At 60.3% G+C, this 20,952-nt stretch carries 19 protein-coding genes and 1 pseudogene; 17 read left to right on the top strand and 3 right to left on the bottom strand.

From position 1 onward, the window contains the following. Nucleotides 1-140: 140 nt before the first annotated feature. The 14 genes and pseudogenes from rfbA to O7A05_RS18730 all read left to right on the top strand — a co-directional run bounded on the left by rfbA (nucleotide 141) and on the right by O7A05_RS18730 (nucleotide 14,177). Entirely contained in the window at nucleotides 141-1,031 is an 891-nt protein-coding gene (gene rfbA / locus O7A05_RS18795) for a glucose-1-phosphate thymidylyltransferase RfbA (RefSeq protein WP_337094481.1), read from the top strand. Next, nucleotides 1,024-1,578 carry a dTDP-4-dehydrorhamnose 3,5-epimerase gene (gene rfbC, locus O7A05_RS18790; protein ID WP_337094480.1) on the top strand — a complete coding sequence of 185 codons (555 nt, stop codon included), beginning with the start codon at nucleotides 1,024-1,026 and terminating at the stop codon, nucleotides 1,576-1,578. Before rfbA ends, rfbC begins: the two co-directional genes overlap by 8 nt. Before the next feature lie 14 nt (nucleotides 1,579-1,592). Further along, the gene (gene rfbB, locus O7A05_RS18785) at nucleotides 1,593-2,747 is read left to right on the top strand and encodes a dTDP-glucose 4,6-dehydratase (protein ID WP_337094479.1); all 1,155 of its coding nucleotides are present in this window, start codon (nucleotides 1,593-1,595) and stop codon (nucleotides 2,745-2,747) included. Beyond that, complete coding sequence (gene rfbD / locus O7A05_RS18780) at nucleotides 2,744-3,652, top strand: dTDP-4-dehydrorhamnose reductase (RefSeq protein WP_337094478.1); 909 nt, start codon at nucleotides 2,744-2,746, stop codon at nucleotides 3,650-3,652. Before rfbB ends, rfbD begins: the two co-directional genes overlap by 4 nt. Nucleotides 3,653-3,656: 4 nt before the next feature. After that, the gene (locus O7A05_RS18775; protein ID WP_337094477.1) at nucleotides 3,657-4,415 is read left to right on the top strand and encodes an ABC transporter permease; all 759 of its coding nucleotides are present in this window, start codon (nucleotides 3,657-3,659) and stop codon (nucleotides 4,413-4,415) included. A 196-nt stretch (nucleotides 4,416-4,611) separates the two neighbouring features. Continuing rightward, nucleotides 4,612-5,172: pseudogene (locus O7A05_RS18770) on the top strand (ABC transporter ATP-binding protein); the annotation flags it as partial. Beyond that, entirely contained in the window at nucleotides 5,172-6,650 is a 1,479-nt protein-coding gene (locus O7A05_RS18765; protein ID WP_337094475.1) for a rhamnosyltransferase WsaF family glycosyltransferase, read from the top strand. The pseudogene O7A05_RS18770 and the gene O7A05_RS18765, both read left to right, overlap by 1 nt. 184 nt (nucleotides 6,651-6,834) lie before the next feature. Continuing rightward, a complete protein-coding gene (locus O7A05_RS18760) occupies nucleotides 6,835-7,401 on the top strand; it encodes a hypothetical protein (protein WP_337094474.1) in 567 nt (188 codons plus the stop codon). A gap of 20 nt (nucleotides 7,402-7,421) precedes the next feature. Further along, entirely contained in the window at nucleotides 7,422-8,171 is a 750-nt protein-coding gene (locus O7A05_RS18755) for a sulfotransferase domain-containing protein (protein WP_337094473.1), read from the top strand. A 45-nt stretch (nucleotides 8,172-8,216) separates the two neighbouring features. Continuing rightward, on the top strand, nucleotides 8,217-9,221 hold the full coding sequence (locus tag O7A05_RS18750) for an acyltransferase family protein (RefSeq protein ID WP_337094472.1): 1,005 nt from the start codon (nucleotides 8,217-8,219) through the stop codon (nucleotides 9,219-9,221). 14 nt (nucleotides 9,222-9,235) lie between these two features. Next, on the top strand, nucleotides 9,236-10,276 hold the full coding sequence (locus tag O7A05_RS18745; protein ID WP_337094471.1) for a class I SAM-dependent methyltransferase: 1,041 nt from the start codon (nucleotides 9,236-9,238) through the stop codon (nucleotides 10,274-10,276). 239 nt (nucleotides 10,277-10,515) lie between these two features. Continuing rightward, complete coding sequence (locus O7A05_RS18740) at nucleotides 10,516-12,549, top strand: UDP-N-acetylglucosamine 4,6-dehydratase (protein WP_337094470.1); 2,034 nt, start codon at nucleotides 10,516-10,518, stop codon at nucleotides 12,547-12,549. A gap of 176 nt (nucleotides 12,550-12,725) precedes the next feature. Further along, the gene (locus O7A05_RS18735) at nucleotides 12,726-13,637 is read left to right on the top strand and encodes a glycosyltransferase family 2 protein (protein ID WP_337094469.1); all 912 of its coding nucleotides are present in this window, start codon (nucleotides 12,726-12,728) and stop codon (nucleotides 13,635-13,637) included. A gap of 3 nt (nucleotides 13,638-13,640) precedes the next feature. Further along, complete coding sequence (locus O7A05_RS18730) at nucleotides 13,641-14,177, top strand: sugar transferase (RefSeq protein WP_337094468.1); 537 nt, start codon at nucleotides 13,641-13,643, stop codon at nucleotides 14,175-14,177. A 13-nt stretch (nucleotides 14,178-14,190) separates the two neighbouring features. Here the strand turns inward: O7A05_RS18730 and O7A05_RS18725 are convergent, their stop codons facing one another. Both O7A05_RS18725 and O7A05_RS18720 read right to left on the bottom strand, forming a co-directional pair. Then, nucleotides 14,191-15,135: an NAD-dependent epimerase/dehydratase family protein gene (locus tag O7A05_RS18725; protein WP_337094467.1), complete on the bottom strand. Its 945-nt coding sequence runs from the start codon at nucleotides 15,133-15,135 to the stop codon at nucleotides 14,191-14,193. Next, nucleotides 15,132-16,424 carry an O-antigen ligase family protein gene (locus O7A05_RS18720; protein WP_337094466.1) on the bottom strand — a complete coding sequence of 431 codons (1,293 nt, stop codon included), beginning with the start codon at nucleotides 16,422-16,424 and terminating at the stop codon, nucleotides 15,132-15,134. Before O7A05_RS18720 ends, O7A05_RS18725 begins: the two co-directional genes overlap by 4 nt. A 455-nt stretch (nucleotides 16,425-16,879) precedes the next feature. Between O7A05_RS18720 and cysD the strand changes: the two genes are divergently transcribed. Genes cysD through cysQ form a run of 3 tightly spaced genes read left to right on the top strand, consistent with a single transcriptional unit; the run spans nucleotide 16,880 to nucleotide 20,515 of the window. Continuing rightward, entirely contained in the window at nucleotides 16,880-17,785 is a 906-nt protein-coding gene (gene cysD, locus O7A05_RS18715) for a sulfate adenylyltransferase subunit CysD (protein WP_337094465.1), read from the top strand. Nucleotides 17,786-17,787: 2 nt separating this feature from the next. Next, nucleotides 17,788-19,725 carry a sulfate adenylyltransferase subunit CysN gene (cysN, locus tag O7A05_RS18710; RefSeq protein WP_337094464.1) on the top strand — a complete coding sequence of 646 codons (1,938 nt, stop codon included), beginning with the start codon at nucleotides 17,788-17,790 and terminating at the stop codon, nucleotides 19,723-19,725. 10 nt (nucleotides 19,726-19,735) lie between these two features. Beyond that, nucleotides 19,736-20,515, top strand: a complete 780-nt coding sequence (cysQ, locus tag O7A05_RS18705) for a 3'(2'),5'-bisphosphate nucleotidase CysQ (RefSeq protein WP_337094600.1) — start codon at nucleotides 19,736-19,738, stop codon at nucleotides 20,513-20,515. Between the two features lie 117 nt (nucleotides 20,516-20,632). Here the strand turns inward: cysQ and O7A05_RS18700 are convergent, their stop codons facing one another. Beyond that, complete coding sequence (locus O7A05_RS18700) at nucleotides 20,633-20,929, bottom strand: DUF982 domain-containing protein (RefSeq protein ID WP_224604916.1); 297 nt, start codon at nucleotides 20,927-20,929, stop codon at nucleotides 20,633-20,635. Nucleotides 20,930-20,952: the final 23 nt, after the last annotated feature.

The raw sequence follows: 20,952 nt of genomic DNA, 5'->3' as shown, positions 1-20,952 counted from the left end.
CCACCGCATGCCGGATGGTAGAAAGGGGTGAAGTAACGTCGGGAAGCAGTCAAAGCCGACATTGACAAGCAAGCGTCCGAAACCTAAGCACGGGCAACTTGGCGACGAGGCGGGGGCCGCGGTAGTTCAAGGAGAGCTTGTTGAAAGGAATTATCCTTGCGGGTGGGGGCGGGACACGCCTTTATCCACTTACATTAGCGGTTTCTAAGCAGATACTGCCGATCTACGACAAGCCGATGATCTACTACCCGCTGAGCGTGCTGATGCTCGCTGGGATTCGCCAGATTCTGGTCATTTCAACTCCGCGCGACTTGCCGGTTTTCCAGGCGTTGCTGGGCGACGGTTCCGAATTCGGGCTGGAACTGTCCTATGCCGAGCAGCCGCAGCCCAACGGCCTCGCCGAGGCTTTCATCATCGGCCGCAACTTCATCGGCAAGGACAGCGTGTCGATGATTCTCGGCGACAACATCTATTTCGGCGGCGGCCTGTCGCAGCTCTGCCGCGAGGCGGCGACGCGCGATGGCGGCGCCTCGGTCTTCGCCTATTATGTCGACGATCCCGAGCGTTATGGCGTGGTCTCCTTCGACAAGGCCACCGGGAAGGCGCTGACGATCGAGGAGAAGCCGCAAAAGCCGAAGTCCAATTGGGCCGTGACGGGTCTTTATTTCTACGACAACGATGTGGTCGACATCGCCTCGACCATCCGGCCTTCGGCGCGCGGCGAGCTCGAGATCACCACGGTCAACAACGTCTATCTCGAGCGTGGCAAATTGCATGTCCACCGCCTCGGCCGCGGCTATGCCTGGCTGGATACCGGCACGCATGACAGCCTGCTCGAGGCATCGTCTTTCGTGCGCACGATCGAGCATCGCCAGGGCATCAAGATCGCGTGCCCGGAAGAGATTGCGCTGGAGCAGCACTGGATCAGCGCCGACAAGGTTCTGGATCGCGCCGCGCGGCTCGGCAAGAACGAGTATGCCGCCTATCTGCGCCGGCGGGTGGCCGATCTGATGGAGGAGCGGGGTGCTTGAGGTCAGGGCGCTCGGCCTCGACGGCGTGCTGGAGATCTTGCCGAAGCGGCATGGCGACGCGCGCGGTTTTTTCAGCGAGACCTGGAATGCCGAGCGCTTTGCCGAAGCCGGCATCGATCTCGATTTCGTGCAGGACAATCATTCCTATTCCGCCGCGGCCGGCGTGCTGCGCGGCCTGCACTATCAGCTGCCGCCGCGCGCGCAGGACAAGCTGCTGCGCGTCATCCGGGGCAGTGTGCTCGATGTCGCGGTCGACATCCGCCGCTCTTCGCCCACTTTCGGCCAATGGGAAGCGCTGGAGATATCGGCCGACAAGGGCAACCAGGTCCTGGTGCCGAAAGGCTTCGCCCATGGTTTCGTCACGCTCGTGCCGAATACCGAGGTGCTCTACAAGGTGACCGACACCTACTCGCCCGGGCACGACCGCTCGATCCGCTTCGACGACCCGGCGATCGGCATCAAATGGCCCGAGATCGCGGGCGGCTTCCAACTGTCGGATAAGGATCGCAACGCGCCGCTGCTGACCGCGGCGGAGGTGTTCGCGTGAGGAGGGACGGCGGCATGAATTTCCTGGTTACCGGTGGCGCCGGTTTCATCGGCTCGGCCGTGTGCCGGCATCTGTGCGCCAATCCGGCCTACCGCGTCACCAATCTCGACAAGCTCACCTATGCCGGCAACCTCGCTTCGCTGAGGCCGATCGAGAACGCGCATAATTACCGCTTCGAGCAAGCCGATATCTGCGACGAGCGCGCCGTGCTGGAGATCTTGCGCCGCGACGACATCGACATCGTCATGAACTTAGCCGCCGAGAGCCATGTCGACCGCTCGATCGATGGGCCGGGCGCCTTCATAGAGACCAACATCGTCGGCACCTACCGCATCCTGAATGCCGCGCTGGAATACTGGCGGGGACTGTCCGAGGCTCGCCAACGCGGCTTCCGCTTCCATCATGTCTCGACCGACGAGGTGTTCGGCGACCTGCCTTTCGACGGCGGCCTGTTCGTCGAGGAGACGCCCTACGCGCCGTCCTCGCCCTATTCGGCGTCGAAGGCGGCGTCCGACCATCTGGTGCGGGCCTGGCACGAGACCTACGGCCTGCCGGTGGTGCTGTCCAATTGCTCGAACAATTACGGGCCGTACCATTTTCCGGAAAAGCTGATCCCGCTGGTCATCCTCAACGCGCTCGACGAGAAGCCGCTGCCGGTCTACGGCGCCGGCGCCAATGTGCGCGACTGGCTGTTCGTCGAGGATCACGCGCGCGCCCTCGAGCTGGTGGCGACCAAGGGGCGGCCGGGCGAGAGCTACAATGTCGGCGGCAATTCCGAGCGCACCAATCTCGGCGTCGTCGAGACGATCTGCGGCCTGCTCGATTTGAAGCGGCCGCGTGCCGGCGGCAAAAGCTACCGCGAGCTGATCGCCTTCGTCACCGACCGCCCCGGCCATGACCGGCGCTACGCGATCGACGCCGCCAAGATCGCGCGCGACCTCGGCTGGGCGCCGCGCGAGAATTTCGACAGCGGCCTGGCCAGGACCGTCGACTGGTACCTCGACAACAAATGGTGGTGGGGGCCGATCCGCGAGCAGCGCTACGATGGCGCGCGGCTGGGCCGGGCTGCGGCCGAAAAGCGCCCGATCGAAAACGCCCCGATCGAAAACGTAAAGAGCGATAGCGGCCCGCCCGGGAAGGCGGCCGGGAGCAGGAAGGTGGCCACGTGAGGCTTGCCGTCACCGGACGCGACGGCCAGGTTGCCGCGAGCCTGGTCGAGGCGGCGCGCGGCCGCGACGATGTCGAAGTCGTCGCCGTCGGCCGGCCGGCGATCGACCTGACGCGGCCCGACACGGTGTTCGCCGCACTCGAAGCGGCGAGGCCCGATATCGTCGTTTCCGCCGCCGCCTACACCGCCGTCGACCAGGCCGAGGACGAGAAGGACCTGGCCTTCGCCGTGAACGCAACCGGCGCCGGCAAGGTGGCCGAAGCGGCGGCAAGGCTCGGCGTTCCCGTCATCCATCTGTCGACCGACTATGTCTTCGACGGCACCAAGGACGGCGCCTATGTCGAGACCGACAAGACCGCGCCGCTCGGCGTCTACGGCGCCTCCAAGCTCGCCGGCGAAGAGGCCGTGGCGGCCGCCAATCCGCGCCATATCATCCTGCGCACAGCCTGGGTCTACAGCCCCTTCGGCAGGAACTTCGTCAAGACCATGTTGAGGCTGGCCAGCGACCGCGACGAGATCGCGGTCGTCGCCGACCAATGGGGCAATCCGACATCGGCGCTCGACATTGCCGACGCGATCCTGCACGCGGCGCCGAAGCTGGGCGACGACAGGAATTTCGCCGCCTTCGGCATCTATCATCTGGCGGGCGAGGGCGACACCAACTGGAGCGGCTTTGCCCGTCACATCCTCGACACAAGCCGGGCGTTTGGTGGCCCGCACGCGAAAGTGCGCGAGATCGCGACGGCGGACTATCCGACCAAGGCCAGGCGGCCGGCCAACTCGCGGCTGTCGAGCGAGAAGTTTGAGGATGTGTTCGGGTGGACGGCGCCGGGGTGGCGGGAGGCGACCGGGGAAGTAGTGAGTAGGCTACGGAGCGGCGCGCGGAAGCTACAGCGGCCACTCTGAAGGGATGGATATGATCTCAAACACGTCAACGCTGTGGTTTCGGCTTGCTCAGTTCGACATAAGGCTTCGTTACCGAAACTCGACCTTCGGTCCCCTTTGGATAACTTTGAATACAGCGATATTCGCTGCGTCGGTTGGCTTTCTTTATGCGGTTCTGCTCAATCAGCCAATTAAAGAATATCTCCACCATTTGGCGACGAGCATAGTTCTTTGGCAATTCCTGTCGGCAACTGTGGTCGAGGGCGCCGAGAGCGTAATTAACGCTAATGACCTAATTTTAAATACAAAAATGTCTCCGGCTTCTTGTTTATTTCGATGTGTTACAAAGAACTTTATGATACTTCTTCACAATCTGTTAGTTGTTTTTTTGACGATGTTAATAGCTTATCCGAACGTTGGATTGAATATTCCAATGTTCATTCTTGGTGTCGCGTTGCTGATAGCTCACGCGACGTGGATATCGTCCATAGTATCGGTTATTTCGGTGAGGTTCAGGGACGTTCCGTTAATCACAGGATCGGCGATGCAGTTGCTTTTCATACTGTCGCCGATCCTTTGGACGGCGAAGGTTCTTCCCTCTGAATCGCTATTCCTAATTCTCAATCCCATTTCCTACATGATCGATGCCGCGCGCACGCCGATCCTAAATGGTGGCACAGACTACACAAGCGTACTCGTTTCTGCCGTGATCGCTTTGCTGGGCAGCCTCGCCGCATACGCGCTTTATCGAAGAACTCAGCACCGAATTCCCTATTGGCTCTGAAATCTGAAGCCGGCAGTCAAATTGGAGTCCAATGTCACAGCCATCGATTCAACTAACTGATGTCGCCGTGCGAATCCCGATCTGGTCCGCCCCCGCTAATCGCTCGCTCAAGCAGGCGGCGCTCCGATTTACGACCGGCGGTCGTCTGCTGGCGGGTGATTCGGGTCGTTTCGAGGTGGCCGCGCTCGACGGCGTTTCGCTTGACCTTCAGCCCGGGACGCGATTGGGCCTGTGCGGACATAATGGTGCCGGTAAGACGACGTTGCTGCGGGTTCTGGCGGGTATTTTGAAGCCCACAAGCGGGACTGCCGCCATAGAGGGAGATACGGCCGTTTTGATAAAGCCGTCGATGGGCCTATCTCCCGAACTTACCGGGCGAGAATTTATCCGGCTTCAAAGCCTCATGGCTGGAATATCGCCAAAGGACGTTGAACAGAAAATCGATTCCATAGTCGATTTTTCTGAACTCGGCGACTTCATCGACCTTCCGGTCCGCACATACTCGGCAGGCATGCAGACACGATTGTCATTTTCAGTTGTTACGGCTTACCCAACCGATATCGTGCTCCTGGATGAGGGATTGGGAACCGGCGACGAATCATTCCAGAAGAAGGCGCGCGATCGGATGGACCGTTGGCTAAACAATGCGGCCATTATTGTTCTGGCGTCTCATTCCGATGCATTGATCCGTTCTATGTGTCACTCGGCAGTATATCTCGAAAAGGGTCGAATCGTGAGAGAGGAGATTTTCAATTAATGCGTCGACGGCTTACTACAGCGCTTGCCGGCGCGGGATCGCGGCTGTTTGGGCACCAGGAGTTGAAGCAGTCCTATCACAAGGTCTTCGATCCGAATGTCCAACTCCAGAGCTACAAGAGTCGGCTTGCCTACCTTTGCCTCTCTGCGGCTCACCGCTTTGGACTCCTTGCCGATCTGCAGTCCTCCTATCTCGCGGGTCTCCCACTGGTTCCTGCAATCGCGCCTCCGAACCATATTTATGACCGGGATTTCCTCAATCTACGATTGAACCGCGTCTACGATTTGCCGGACGTCGAAATCGATGAACGCCGGCCGCAGACGATTAACGTTCTCGTTCCGGCTTTCGATTTTAAGTCCATTTCCGCAGGTTTTTTTGGTATCTTCCAGGTGGCGCTTTTTTTGCGCACGACAGGCGTGAACGTCCGACTTGTGCTTTTCGACAATTTCTACTTCAATCTTCCAGAATTTAGAGAGAAGATCCTAAAATACCCTGGAATGGAGAGGATTTTTGACGAACTTGAGGTTGAATATATAGGAGAAAGAAGGGCGCCCCTCAAGGTATCTAAGTACGATTACACAGTTGCAACTGTGTGGTATTCCGCATATTTTGCAAATAAGATTCAATCGTTAACGGAAAACGAGCGGTTCATATATTTAATACAAGATTATGAATCCTTGTTTTATCCGGCGAACAGCTTACATGTCGTTGCTGATCGAACATACGAGATGCGCTATCACGCGATCTTCTCAAGTGAAAGCCTAATGAATTTCTTTGTCAAAAGCGATGTCGGCGGGATAGTATCCCGCAAGATGTCATATACGTTCTTCAACAACGCTTGTTCTGCAAATCTATTATCTAGGGAATTATTTATCCAGCGAAATTGTTCGAAGGCAAAAAAGAGAATCGTCTTCTATTCTCGCCCGGTTGTGGACCGGAATATGTTCGAATTGACGGCGTTGTCTCTGTCGACCGCATTCAGATTGGGAATTTTCGATCCAGACGAGTGGGATTGTGTTGGCATGGGTCTTGGAGAGGGGGTAGTCGAGTTGCTTCCGGGCGTTCGTTCGGTCTCGCTGCCGAGAATGGATCTAAGCACGTACATCGAGGAAGTTGCCAGCTTCGATATCTGCCTGACCTTGATGGCTTCGCCGCATCCAAGCATGATTCCGATGGACTTGGCTGCGTCGGGTTGTGTGGTCGTGACGAATACGTTTAAGACAAAAACCGAGAGCTATCTGCGTAGCCTCAGCGGAAACGTAATTCCGGCGGCGCCGGGGCTGAACGAAATCGTTTCGGCCCTAGAATTGGCAAAATCCAAGAGTGAGAACCTCGAGGAGCGCTACCGGTTCGCGAAGGCGATGAAGTATCCGCGGAACTGGGATCGGTCGTTTACCTCCAGGCACTTGAATTTCGTCAAGCGCCACGTTCACATTGTGGCGAGAGATAAGCTAGCCGGCGAACGTAGGACAGCCTGATGTCAGCGCCTGTTCGTGCGATTGAGGGCGGAGCGGATCAAGCATCGAAACGGTGAACATGGAAACGTCCCATAAGGCGATTAGGATAGGGTCCCCTGGTGTCCAAAGAACTCTGATAGTGGTGGGTTGTGGGCGAGGAGGAACGAGCCTGGTTGCGGGCGCGGCTATTATCTTGGGCGTTCCGATGGGTACCGACGCCGATTCTGTTAATCATGAGGACGTCGAGCTCGTCAATGCTGCTCAAGGTCTCGATGTTGATGGCCGTCCGATGGGGCTTTCTGCTGAGACTGCTATAGAAAACCTCAAAAGGATTATTGGCCGCAGGAACAATGTAAGTGACATCTGGGGATGGAAAGATCCTTCTGCCGATCTATATCTTGAAGCGGTGTCGGGCGCAGTAAGAAATCCCTTCGTGGTATTCGTCAACAGAGATGTAGCCGCGATAGCTCAGTCAGAGTTCAAGAGGATGCAATATTCGATTGAACAAGCTTATGAGCAGGCACTTCATCGGTTCACTAGGTATTGGGAGTTGCTGCAAAGGCTTGAATGGCCGACCTTGCTGGTAAGTTACGAACGAGCGGCGCTACATCCGGAATTGCTGCTTTGCGAGTTAGCCGAGTTCGTAGGACTTCCACCGCCTGCGGTACATCAGCGCGAGATGGCAAAATGGTTTGCAGCGGCCCGAGATTATCGAGCGCTGGAATCCCCAGGCGCCGCGGGGAATCTGGCCATACCGTCAAAGGCGAGATAGGGTTTGATGGGAGTCAATAGATGCGCCACGGACGCCTCGGTTTCGTCGTCGCAGGGGTCCAAAAGGCGGGAACGTCGGCGCTCTTCTCGTATCTAGCGAGACATCCCTCTCTGTTGTCTCCGAGACAGAAGGAAATCCATTTTTTTGATGATGAGGGGCATATAGATTGGACCAAGCCCAACTACGATTTGCTTCACCAATTTTTCCCGTCCGACAAGGAAGATAGAATCGCCTTTGAGGCTACCCCGATTTCCATGTTTTGGCCGAATGCACTTGATCGGATTGCAGCGTACAATCCCGAAATGCGGCTTATCTTAATCTTTCGTGACCCTATTGAACGAGCGTGGTCCCACTGGCGGATGGAAGTTTCCAGGGGTGCAGACAATGTTCCTTTTGCGTACGCCATTAGGGCGGGACGGGCACGGCTTCATGGACTCTGCCGAAGTCATCCGTCTTGGAGGACTTACAGCTATGTCGAACGAGGTTTCTATTGGCGCCAGATCCGGAATCTGTTTCGAATTTTTGGTCGCCAGAACGTTCTGCTACTGCGTTCCAACGATCTGAGGCGAGATCCGGCGGCCGTGCTGGATTCTATAGCGGCTTTCCTACAGGTCGAACCCTTTCCGCATGGGGAGGAGGTCATCGAGCACGTCGGAACACGAGTTTGTCCGCAGCCGAGCAACGGCGACGTCGAATATCTGAGGACGCTTTATGCAGAGAAGTCGAACTCTTCACTGCTGCGAGCGGTCTCGTCGTGGACGATTGGCTGACATGTCACGAAGGTGCGGGAATAGCGGCGGGGGAGCCAAGGACAATTGATTAGGTTACATAACCTGGACGGCCTTCGCGGCTTCGCGGCGTTGCTCGTGGTGCTTAGCCACCTTTGCGGTCAGTTAGGGATCCTTGGATTCATCTTTGAAGGGGGCGGTGGGCAGGTCGGGGTTCAAGTATTCTTTGCGCTCTCGGGCTTCTTAATTGGATCTATTTACCTAAATTACCCGATAAAAAGGGTGGAGGCGGCCGATTTTGTGGCTCGGCGTGTCGCTCGCGTTTTGCCTTTGTATTTAGCTGTGGTTGTTGTGTCTTATTGTTTAGGATACATCGCAGGGGTTCCTGTAATATATGATGTGAATAAGCAAAATTTGTTAGACCATCTACTGCTCGTGAAGGCGGTAAGCGTGATGTGGACAATTCCGGTGGAAATCCACTTTTACATGATATTTTTGGTTATATGGGGTGTATTTTCAATAAGTAAAGGTGCAGGAATCGTATTGTCGATGGCGTCCATTCCGGTACTTCTATTTGTTCCAGATCCTATGGCGCTGCGGCCCTTTCTTATGGCGTTTTTTTTGGTCGGAATTGTTTTCTCTCAGGTCCCAACCATTGGTTCAAGTGGAGCATTCGCGTTGGCCTTATGCGCAACGATAGTGGCTATGCCCGCAGTATCGAAGCTGCTTGGCTTGGATTTTTTTGAATTCTGGCGGTCGCCTCTGAATGCGGTAGCTGTAGGCGCTCTGGTCTACACTGCGGCTCACGCTCCAATTGCGACGAAGTTCTTGGGAAGCGGAATTGCGAGATACATTGGTATGATATCGTTTTCCATTTATCTTCTTCACTGGCCAATAATGGCTATAATTACGACGTACACAAAAATAACAACGGAGCCATTACTATATTTATGTTGCGTCATTGCTGTGACGGTCGTTTTGTCAAGCATCTCCTACTACTTGATTGAGGCGCCAGCCAAGCGCTTAATAGCCAAAGGACGTCCGACCAGGAATCCTGCGAGCGTTCCTTCACCTTTCGGTGCCCCCTTCTGAATATGGAGTTCTAGTTGCAGCGCTTGGACCAACTCAGGAGACACCTCGACAAAGAAACCATGATCGGTATCGAGATCGGTCCGTTCTTCAACCCGGTTGCCCCAAAGTCAGAGGGCTGGAACACGGTAGTCGTCGATACACAGGATGGTCAAGCTCTCCGTGCGGCAGCTCGAAACCATACAGAGGAGGTCATCCGGCAACGGGTGGGGAATATTGAAGACGTGGACATTGTGTGGTCCGGGCAGCCTCTAGATGTCGTCGCCCTCGAGAGAAATCCGGGCGGTTATGATTTCCTTGTCGCGAGCCATGTGATTGAGCACACACCGGATATGCTGTCTTTCCTCCAGCAGTGCTCGCGCTTATTGAAGCCCGAGGGCATCATATCGCTGGGGGTCCCCGATATGCGCAAATGCTTCGATCTTTTGAAGGCTCCGACTGGTATTCGCGAAATTCTAGCCGCCCATCGTGAACGTCGTGTTCGCCATGTACCGGAAACATTGTTTGAAGCTCGATCGCGCGCTGCAATGCGGGGGAACAAAGGAGCCTGGGTTTCGGGCGATCAGTCTGCCATTGGGTTGGCTCATCCTTTCGATCATGCCCTGCAGTCCTATAAAGAGGATCTCGCCAACAGTTCGACGCCTGGGCCCTACGTCGATGCCCACGCTTGGTTCTTCACGCCGTCGTTGTTTCAGCTCGTGGTGATGGAACTTCACGCAATGGGCCTGCTTTCGCTGAAGATCGCTTGGCTGGAGGAGAATCTCGGCTCCGAATTCATCGTTCAGATGAGACGTGCGCATCCCATCGAGGTCATGTCCCCTGCCGAATTGAGCGCTGAACGGATTCGCCTGACCCTCAAACACTATGCTGAGTTTGATCGTGAAGTCGGGCCTAGCTATCGATCCGTAGCTCTGCCCGAAAAGGAGGTGGTTGAAGTGCCCGTGACAGTGATTGTCGAAGTGCCTGTGAAGGCATTGCCGGAGCCTACGCTTGATCTGGCAAAGCGACTGGCGTCGCGTATTCTTCGCAAGGTGCTGTCGCTCCTCGGAGTCGCTTAGAGGCACATCGTCAAGAAGGTCCGCTGCACATTATGAGCTAATGAGTTACTGGATGACAAGTTTCCCGGAAGTAACTTCGCTGGCACGTCAAAAAACCTCTGGCCCTCCCGCTCGCTCCGCGCTAAGGCGATAACCGGGTGACGGGGTTGGGGATTTGCAATCCAGAGTGGCGCCGGACGGTGTTTTGTCCGGCGCGGTTCTGATAGCATGTCCCTGCGCCTGGAGTTCAGTGCCACCCAATGACCGCATACGTAGAAGCCGTATCGGAACTCCGACCGAGGATGCGGCAGGCCATCATCATGATCCAGGACCTCGTCATGGTCCTCGTGGCGGTGGCTCTCAGTCTCATCCTCTCGCAGTCGCGGCTTTCTTTCGAGGCGTTCTCCTTTGCCGGGCTCGCCTGCTGGGCGCTCATCGTGCTTGCCGCCCATCTGTTGTTTCGCTCCTGCGGCCTCTACAACACCGTCTGGCGCTTTGCCTCCACGCCCGACTTCTTCAACATCCTCAAGGGCTGCGGCAGCCTGACGGTGGTCCTCTACGTGACCTCGCTTGCCTTCCGTCTCTTCCATCCGGTCGCCGGCCTCAACGAACGCCAGTTCATCGTCTTCTTCCTGGTCTCCTTCACCATCATATCGGCGCCCAGGCTATACTATCGCTTTCTCCGCGACGGCGCGTCCTGGCGCATCCTGCGCCGCCCTCCGGGGGACGGTCCGGTCAAGCAGGCGCTGTTCATCGGCCGATTGAGTGAGGCGGACGTGATCGTGCGCTTCACCCGCACGGCGGCGCCGGCCGAATACACCATAGCCGGCATCATGGCGACTGAGGCCGATGTGCCGCTCGGCACGCGGATCCAGGGCGTTCCGGTCGTGGCGCTCAGGCCGCGCCTGGTCGAGGTGCTGGAGGACTATGTCAAGGGCACGGAAAACCTCGACCTCCTGATCTTCGGCAAGGGGGTCGAGCGCGAGATCGAGGACTATGCCGAGCTGGTGCGGGTCGCGCGCCACAGCGGCATCGCCGTCGTCCAGTTCTCCGGCCTGTCGGAGCTCGGGCAGGGCGGCAGGCTGGTTCTCGATGATGTCGAGATGGAAACCATCATGCGCCGTTCGGCGGTCGCCATCGACACCACGCGCATCAGCGCCTTCGTCGGCCGCAAACGGGTGATGGTCACAGGCGGCGCCGGCTCCATTGGCCGCGTGCTTGTCAAGCGCGCGCTGGAGCTCGGCGCCGAGGCGGTGCTGGTGGCCGACAATTCCGAATTCGGCATTTTCCAGCTCGATCAGCTGATCGACGATCATTACCGCGACCGGCTGACCAGCCGTATCGTCGACGTCACCGACCGGGCTCACATGATGCGTCTCGTCAGCGAGTTCAAACCCTCGATCCTCTTTCATGCCGCGGCGCTGAAGCACGTGCCGCTGCTGGAAGAGAACTGGGAAGCGGCGATCGAGACGAATGTCTTCGGCACGCTCGCCTGCGCCGAGATCGCCGCCGAATGCGGGGTGCCGCAGTTCCTGCTGATCTCCAGCGACAAGGCCGTCGACCCGACTTCGGTGCTCGGCGTCACCAAGCGCGCGGCCGAGCAGATCGTCTCCTCGCTGCATGAAACCCATGCCGCGCCATCGCCCTCGCAAGCCGCCGCGGCGAACGGTCATCGGGCCGGCGCCTCGAGCGTGCGTCGTTCCGGCACCAAGTTCATTGCCGTGCGCTTCGGCAACGTCTTCGGCTCCACTGGCTCGGTGGCGACCATCTTCCAGGCGCAGATCGAGGCGGGCGGACCGGTCACCATCACCGACCGGCGCATGACCCGCTATTTCATGACCATGGCCGAGGCCGTCGACCTCGTCATCATGTCGGCCGCCGATGCCGAGCAGCGCCGGGGCGCGGATGACTACGCCATCTACATGCTCGACATGGGCAAGCCCGTGCCGATCCTCGAAGTTGCCGAAACCATGATCCGCATGGCCGGCAAGAGTCCTTACACTGATGTTCCGATCCGCTTCACCGGCATCAGGCCCGGCGAGAAGCTGCACGAGACGCTGCACGCCGAGAACGAGGAGGTGGTCAAGCTCGCCACCGCCAAGATTTTCGGCCTCAGGGCAGGGGTCCTCGAATGGCCCAAAATCGAGGCGGCCCTGCCGGCGCTGGTTGCCGCCATGCACGATCGCGACAAGACCGCCGCGCTTGCCATCCTGGCCGGGCTCTACAGGGCGGAAGAAGACATTGGCGGCCTGCGCGAAGAGGCGGCGCCGAAAGCGGCCGGACAGATCGGTTAGAGCATGTCTCTCGAAAGTGGGAACCGGTTTCGGGACAAAGACATGCATAAAATCCAAAACCTACAGCGCGCTATACGCTTTGCACCTGTGCCGCGCGCCCGCAATTGGCTACTGAAACCCGTTCAAACACCCTGCGGGCAAGCGATTCCACAGCCGTGACCAGAAAAGATCAGCGCGTGGCCGTTCTCATGGGCACGAAGGATGGCGCGGCCTATATCGGCGAACAATTGGAATCCTTGCTGGCGCAGTCCTGGCCGCTCGTCGATCTCTGGATCTCCGACGACGGTTCGTCGGACGCCACGATCGCAATCGTCGAGACGTGGCGGTCCCGCTGGAACAAGGGATCCGTCACACTGGTGGATGGTCCGCGAAGGGGCTTCGCCGCCAATTTCCGCTCGATGATCATCGATCCGCGCATCGATGTCGACTACTACGCCTTTTGCGACCAGGACGATGTCTGGGAGGCGGATCGGCTGGAGAGCGCCATCCGCTGGATGAAGGGAGAGGACATGGAAACACCGCTCCTGTTCTGCTCGCGCACGGCGACCATTTCGCAGACCGGCGTTCCGGCCGGCTACTCGCCACTCTTCCGGCGCCCGCCGTCCTTCCGCAATGCGCTGGTGCAAAGCATCGCCGGCGGCAACACGATGCTCTTCAACCGCGCGGCGCGCGACCTTCTGGCGAAAGCATCGACGAGAGCCGAATTCGTCAGCCATGACTGGTGGGCCTATCTCATCGTCACCGCCGCCGGCGGCAAGGTCCGCTACGAGCCGCGGCCGCTGGTCAAGTACCGCCAGCACGAGGCAAACCTCGTCGGCGCCAATGTCTCGTGGAGCGCGAGGCTTTCAAGGCTGGGGCGTCTGTTCAAGGGCCAGTTCGCCACCTGGACGGACAGCAACCTGCGAGGCCTCGCCGTTAACCGCGACCTCATCGCACGCGATGCTGCACTTTGCCTTCGCCTGTTCATCAGGGCGCGCAAGGGTAATGTCTTCAGGCGTTTCAGCCTGCTCGGCAAAAGCGGCGTCTACCGGCAGACATTCATGGGCACGCTCGGGCTCTACGTCGCTTTCCTCTGGCGCAGGATCTGAGCCATGACAGCGAAGCGTGTGCTCGACCTTGCGGTCGCCGTTCCGATGCTGGCGCTGACGTCGCCCGTCCTGGGTGTCGCGATGCTGGCGATCCGGGCCACGTCGGCGGGCCCCGCCATCTTTTCGCAGATCCGCGTCGGCCGGGGAGGAGCCCTCTTTGCCTGCCGCAAGCTGCGCACCATGTATCTCGCAACGCCTTCCTTGCCCACGCACGAGGCGCCGGCCGGTTCGGTCACCGCGGTCGGCAAGGTGCTGCGCGCAACCAAGGTCGACGAACTGCCGCAGCTCTGGAACGTGCTCAAGGGCGAGATGAGCCTTGTCGGCCCTCGTCCATGCCTGCCGACGCAGACGGAACTGATCGAACGGCGCAAAGAACTGGGCGTGCTCACCGCACTTCCGGGCATCACAGGGCTGGCGCAGATCAAGGGCATCGACATGTCCGATCCAAAATTTTGCGCTGAGACCGATGCGGCCTACATCAAGGCCGCCTCGACGAGCCTGGACCTCAAGATATTGCTGGGCACAGTCTTCCGCGCGTAGAGCGTTTGGCCGCTCACGGTACCGGCGAACGGCCCCCTTGTCGCGCCAGTTCCTCAAGCCGGCCGAGCGTATCGTTTTCCCGTTCCCAGCCTTCCGAGGCCAGCAACGACGAATCGCAGATCTGCGTCGCCACCAGAGCCTGCCACGCGGCCTGTCTGCCGGTGAGCGCGGCCAGCATCCGGAAAGGCCAGCCCGACACGGGAAGAAGCCGGGCAGGCCGGCCATATCCGCGCCGGAACGCGGTGACGATTTCGGACATCCCAACCGGCGACACATCGCCGAGCACATAGGTCGGGCGCGGCGGCACGGGACTGGTCAAAAGATGCGTCACGGCGCCGGCCACGGCGTCATGGGAGACGAGCGAGCGAACCGCCGTCAGAGCGGCTGTCGGCAACGGCAGGCCGATGACCGCCAACCGCATCAGCCAGCGCAGGTTTCCCTTCATGCCTTCGCCGTAGACCGGCGGCAGCCGCAGCGCCGTCGCGCCGTCGCGTCCCGCCGTTGCAAAAGCCTCCAGCATCTTGATCTCACCTTCGCGCTTGGAGTGCCCGTAGGCGCATTGCGGGGCGGGGAGCGTCGCCTCGTCGATGGTGCCGCTGAAACCGGCACCCGTCACGGCGCGGATCGAAGAGAGATAGATGAAGCGCCCGTCGGTGCGCGTGGCGGCTGCCTGGGCGAGCCGTCCGGTCAGCATCGCGTTGACGGTTCGGAAGTCGGCCGCGCCGGCGCTGCGATCATTGTTGAGCGCCGCGCAGTGGACGACATGCGTCACGTCGCGCATCAGCGCCAGGAAGGCTTCCTGCGGCGCATCGGCGCCGGGTAGCGCGACGGCATCGTCCGCTCCCGCCAGCCGCTGCGGCAGGCGCGAAGCGATCCGTATGTCGAATCCGGCTTCGCGCAACCGGCTGACGACCCGGCGCCCAATGAGGCCTGTCGCGCCGGTGACCAGGACCTTCATGGTTGCGGGCTGACACTCGGCGCCATGGCAGGCGCGTCTTTGCCGGTTGGCGCCACCGTCCGCCCGGACGCAAGGTAGGTTCCCGCAATCAGGAATACCATCAGCGTCGCGTCGAGGATATCGTGGCCGACGAGGATGCCGGTCATTCCGCCGGTGAGATAGGTGATGACCGCGACAAGGATCATCGTCGCGCCGAACCGCTCCACCGGATCGGCGCTGCGGCGCAGCGTCCTTGCGGCGTTCCAGGCGGCAACGATGAAGATCGACGCTAGGGCCAGTGCCCCCAGCAGGCCGGCCTCGACCATCGCCGTCAGGAAGCCGTTGTGAAAATGGCTGAAACCCGCGCTTAGACCGAACTGCTCTTGAAAACCCTGCTTCATCAACGCGCGGCTGGCCGTGATGCCATGGCCGAAAATCGGCATCTCGCGAACTGCGGCAAAGCCAATTTCCCACATCGCCACGCGCAGGCCGAGCGCCGTCGAATGGTCCCCATTGGCATTCAGCGCATCCCAGTCGCTGACCAGGAAGTCGGTTCGATCCAGCACGACGCGAGAGCCGATGGCGGCGATCACAAGGGCAACCACCACGCCGATCGCCACGAAGCGCGCCACGTTGGCGCCGGTGAACCGGCGGCGGTTGATGGCAAGCAGGATGATGCCGGCAATCGGCACGGCCACCCAGATCATGCGTGATCCCGAATAGACGATCGCCATGGCTCCGGCGATCGCCGCCAGGACCAGCAGCTTCCAGCGTTTCTCGATGCCCGACAGGGCGCCGGCGAGGCATGTCATGGCGGCAAGGCAGGTAACGGTTGCGAAGACGATCGGGTTTCCGGCGCCGCCCTCGGCCCTCACGCCGAGCCAGTGATACTGGAATATGGCGATCGCCAGCGCGCCGAAGCAGGCCGCGGTGCTCGCAAGAATGGCAATGCGTACCAGAGTGGCCTTCTCGGTGATGCTCCAGGTCGAATAGGAGATGGGGAAAAGCAGGAAGGTGATCAGCGGCAGGAAAAACCGCAAATCGGCAGCCAGCGTGCCGTTGACGATCGAAGCGAGAACCATGGCCGCGCAATAGGCATAGATCGCCACCGTTAGCGCGAGCATGGGCCGGTCGATGTTGAAGCGCCGGCGTTTCGTCGCCAGAAGCATCGCGGACCACACGCCACCGGCATTGAAAGCTATGCTGACCAGCGATCCAAGCACCGGCGGCGAAAAAAAACAGACGATCGAGAAATAGAAATTGATCTGTGCGGGCGTGAGGCGGCGCCGGAGCTTTGTAAACGGTTTCAATGCTTTGCTTCGCAATTTACCAGGTTGCGCCCGGATCTCCATGGAGCCGGCCAAAGGCCGCCTCGCCGATCTCCGTTTGCCGCCCCTGCCGTTCCCCAAGCCCCTATAGCGGCTGGCGCCGCCCTGAGATAGAGCAGTCGACAATGTTGCGACAGAAATCCCCCGATCCGGCCAGGATCGAACGGCCTTGGCATTCCCCGGACGGCACGGTCTTTCCTGGCGTCCGCCTTTTCGATGCCCTGGCAGGATTTTCCGCTTTACCTACCATGCTTGGAAAATTCGTTCTCTAATCACCTCGCGCCGCGCCGGTCCTGCATTGTTATTGGCGGCGCCGATCTGTTAGAACGCCCGCACGAAACAGTTTGTCCGAAGTGAGGTTTGCGCCCGGGCGGCATGGGATTGCCCCTGCGGTGCAAGATTTCCGCCCGACGGCACGAGAGAACGCTCGACGCTCCATGAATATCGCGCTCACGCATCTGCAGCGGCTCGAGGCCGAATCCATCCACATCTTCCGCGAGGTCGCGGCGTCTTTCTCCAAGCCGGTGATGCTCTATTCGGTCGGCAAGGATTCTTCCGTGCTGATGCATCTGGCGATGAAGGCCTTTTATCCGGCCAAGCCGCCTTTCCCGTTCCTGCATGTCGACACCACCTGGAAGTTCCGCGAGATGATCGCCTTTCGCGATCAGATGGCGCAGAGGCTCGGCTTCGACCTTTTGGTCCATGTCAACGAGGATGGTGTGCGCGACGGCATCAACCCCTTCGACCATGGCTCCAACACCCACACCCATGTGATGAAGACGGTGGCGCTCCGCCAGGCGCTCGACAAATACGGCTTCGACGCCGCTTTCGGCGGTGCCCGCCGCGACGAGGAGAAGTCGCGCGCCAAGGAGCGCATCTTTTCCTTCCGCAACGCCCAGCATGCTTGGGACCCGAAGAACCAGCGGCCGGAGATGTGGAAGATCTTCAACACCCGCATCGCGCCGGGCGAATCGATCCGCGTCTTTCCGCTGTCCAACTGGACTGAGCTCGATATCTGGCAGTACATATTGCAGGAGAACATCCCGATCGTGCCGCTCTATTTTGCCAAGGAGCGGCCGGTGGTCGAGCGCGACGGCATGCTGATCATGAAGGATGACGACCGCATGCAGTTGCGCCCTGGCGAGACCGTCGAGAACCGTCTCGTGCGCTTCCGTACGCTCGGCTGCTACCCGCTGACCGGCGCGATCGAGTCTGACGCCGACACGCTTGAGGCCATCGTCGGCGAGATGCTGACTGCACGCACCTCCGAGCGCCAGGGCCGCCTCATCGACCGTGACGAGGCCGGCTCGATGGAAAAGAAGAAGCGCGAGGGTTATTTCTGATAATGCGCCACATCATGGCCAAGAGCCTCGCCCCGACCGATTCGATCCGCGACTACATGGCTGCCCAGGAGAAGAAGTCGCTGCTGCGCTTCCTCACCTGCGGCTCGGTCGACGACGGCAAGTCGACGCTGATCGGCCGTCTGCTCTCCGACACCAAACAGATCTTCGAGGATCAGCTTGCGGCGCTCGAAAAGGATTCGCGCAAGCACGGCACCACCGGCGACGACATCGACTTCGCGCTGCTGGTCGACGGACTGGAGGCAGAGCGCGAGCAGGGCATCACCATCGACGTCGCCTACCGCTTCTTCGCCACGCCGAAGCGCAAGTTCATCGTCGCCGACACGCCCGGCCACGAGCAGTACACGCGCAATATGGCGACGGGGGCCTCGACAGCCGATCTCGCCATCGTGCTGATCGACGCGCGCCAGGGCGTGCTGCGCCAGACCAGGCGTCATTCGATCATCGCCTCGCTGCTCGGCATCCGGCACATTGTGCTTGCGGTCAACAAGATCGATCTCGTCGGCTTCGACAAGGCCGTGTTCGACCGGATCGTTGCCGACTATGCCGAGTTCGCGCGGGAACTGGGTTTCATGAGCGTCGCGCCGATCCCGATGTCGGCGCGCTTCGGCGACAACGTCACCAGCCGCTCGGAACGTACGCCCTGGTATTCAGGGCCATCGCTGATCGAGCATCTGGAAACCGTGTCGGTCGACGAGACCGCCGTCGAGCTGCCGTTCCGCTTCCCGGTCCAGTATGTCAACCGGCCGAATCTCGATTTCCGCGGCTTTGCCGGCACCGTCGCCTCGGGCACCGTTTCGCAAGGCGAAGAGGTCGTCGTTGCCAAGTCGGGCAAGGCGTCCCGGGTCAAGCGCATCGTCGCGCAAGGCGGCGACCTCGAGCGGGCGGTCGCCGGCCAGGCGATCACGCTCGTCCTCGAGGACGAGGTGGAGGTGTCGCGCGGCAATCTGCTGGTTTCGCCGGCCGCGCGTCCGCAGGTCGCCGACCAGTTCGCTGCCAACATCGTCTGGTTCGACGAGCAGGCGCTGCTCCCCGGCCGTTCCTATGTTCTGCGAACCGAAACCGACCAGGTGAGCGCGACTGTCACCGACCTGAAATACCGCGTCAACGTCAACGATTTCGCGCATCAGGCGGCGAAGTCTCTCGACACCAACGAGGTCGGCGTCTGCAACCTCTCGACGCGCGCGCCGATCGCTTTCGATCCCTTCGCCGAGAACCGCACCACCGGCGCCTTCATCCTGATCGACCGCATCACCAACGCCACCGTCGGCGCCGGCATGATCCTGCATACGCTGCGCCGTGCCGAAAACATCCATTGGCAGTCGCTCGATGTCGGCAAGCGCGGCCGCTCCGACCTGAAGAATCAGCGCCCGGCCGTGTTCTGGTTCACCGGGCTGTCCGGCTCCGGCAAGTCGACGATCGCCAACCTGTTCGAGAAGAAGCTGTTCGCGTCCGGTCGCCACACCTATATCCTCGACGGCGACAACGTCCGCCACGGCCTCAACCGCGATCTCGGCTTCACCGACGCCGACCGCGTGGAGAACATCCGCCGCGTCGCCGAGGTGGCCAAGCTGATGGCCGATGCCGGCTTGATCGTCATCGTCTCCTTCATATCGCCCTTCAGCGCCGAACGGCGCATGGCGCGCGAGCTGATGGCCGAAGGCGAGTTCGTCGAGGTCTTCGTCGATACGCCGTTCGAGGAATGCGCACGCCGCGATCCGAAGGGCCTTTACGCGCGCGCTCTGAGCGGCGAGATCAAGAACTTCACCGGCGTGGATTCTCCTTATGAAGCGCCGCAGAATCCGGAAATTCACTTGAAGACCCTCGGCAGGAGCCCGCAGGAAATGGCGGAAGCCCTGGAGCACTGGCTGACCGAGCGCGACATCGCCGAGGAACAGTATGGCAATGGCGGCGGTATCTGACGACGAGGCGATGCTGGGCATCTTCGAGCGCCTGGCACTGGAAGCGGGACGCGAGGTGATGCGCGTCTTCCACGAGGGCTGTGCCGTCGACAGCAAGGCGGACTCCTCGCCGGTCACGGAAGCCGACCGCGAAAGCGAGAAGATCATCCTGGCCGGTTTGCGCGCCGCCTATCCGGAGATCCCTTGCGTGGCCGAGGAGGAGGTGGCGGCGGGCATCGCGACGCCCGATCTCGACGGCGCCTTCTTCCTGATCGACCCGCTCGACGGCACCAAGGAATTCGTCAACCGCCGCACGGATTTCACCGTCAATATCGCCCTGGTCCGGCACGGCGTGCCGGAAGTCGGCGTCGTTTTCGCGCCCTGCACCGGGCGCTTCTTCAGTGGACGGCCGGGCAAGGCCGAGGCGCTGGAGGTCGATGCGGATTATCGCGTCACTGAGCGCCGCCCGATCAATGTGCGCGAAGGCGGCACGCCGCTCGCGGTCGTCGCCAGCCGCTCGCATAACACGCCGGAAACCGAGAAATTCATCCGCGATCTCGGTGCCGCCGAGATCGTCTCGATCGGCTCATCGCTGAAATTCTGCCTGCTTGCCGCGGCGGAAGCCGACGTCTATCCGCGCTTCGGCCGCACCATGGAATGGGACACGGCCGCCGGCGACGCAGTGCTGCGCGCCGCCGGCGGCATGACGCGCACGCTGGACGGCCAGCCGCTCGTCTACGGCAAGCGCAACCAGGCCAGCGACGGCGATTTCGCCAATCCGCATTTCATTGCGCGAGGGAAGGGCGCGTAGCCTCGCCGCTTGAGGGGGGAGGGCCGGCAGGTCAGAAGGGGATCGGCGCCGACGTCTGCGTTTCGCTCCGGCGCGATTCGTCGCAAGCTGCGCCTGACGAGGAGGCCTTTCGCACCTTCACAAGAGGTCTGCGTTGCTGATCTTTGGCCCAGTCATCCACGGCGGTGCTGTGGGCACGTCCTCGATGACGCCAACCTTGCGGGCCCAAGTCGTAAAGGCCTTGTGCGCGGCCTCGACTGGTTTCCGACCGTCATAGGCCGAGTAGCACGCCTCGCAGGCCGCCGCGTGAAGCAGGCCGCGTCTCTCCACAGGCCATTCTTCCAAAAACTCAATGGCATCCATCACGCAGTCGATCTTTTGGATGTAGCCATTCTCCCCTACGAAAACTGGCTGCTTGAAAGCATCACTTTCCATAGTGACCTCCCTTCAACAACTGG

The sequence above is a fragment of the Mesorhizobium argentiipisi (SeqCode) genome, from assembly GCF_037179585.1.
GTDB lineage: Bacteria > Pseudomonadota > Alphaproteobacteria > Rhizobiales > Rhizobiaceae > Mesorhizobium > Mesorhizobium argentiipisi.
The sequence above is the reverse complement of the archived record's forward strand: the minus strand, read 5'-3'. Positions and strand labels throughout refer to the sequence as shown.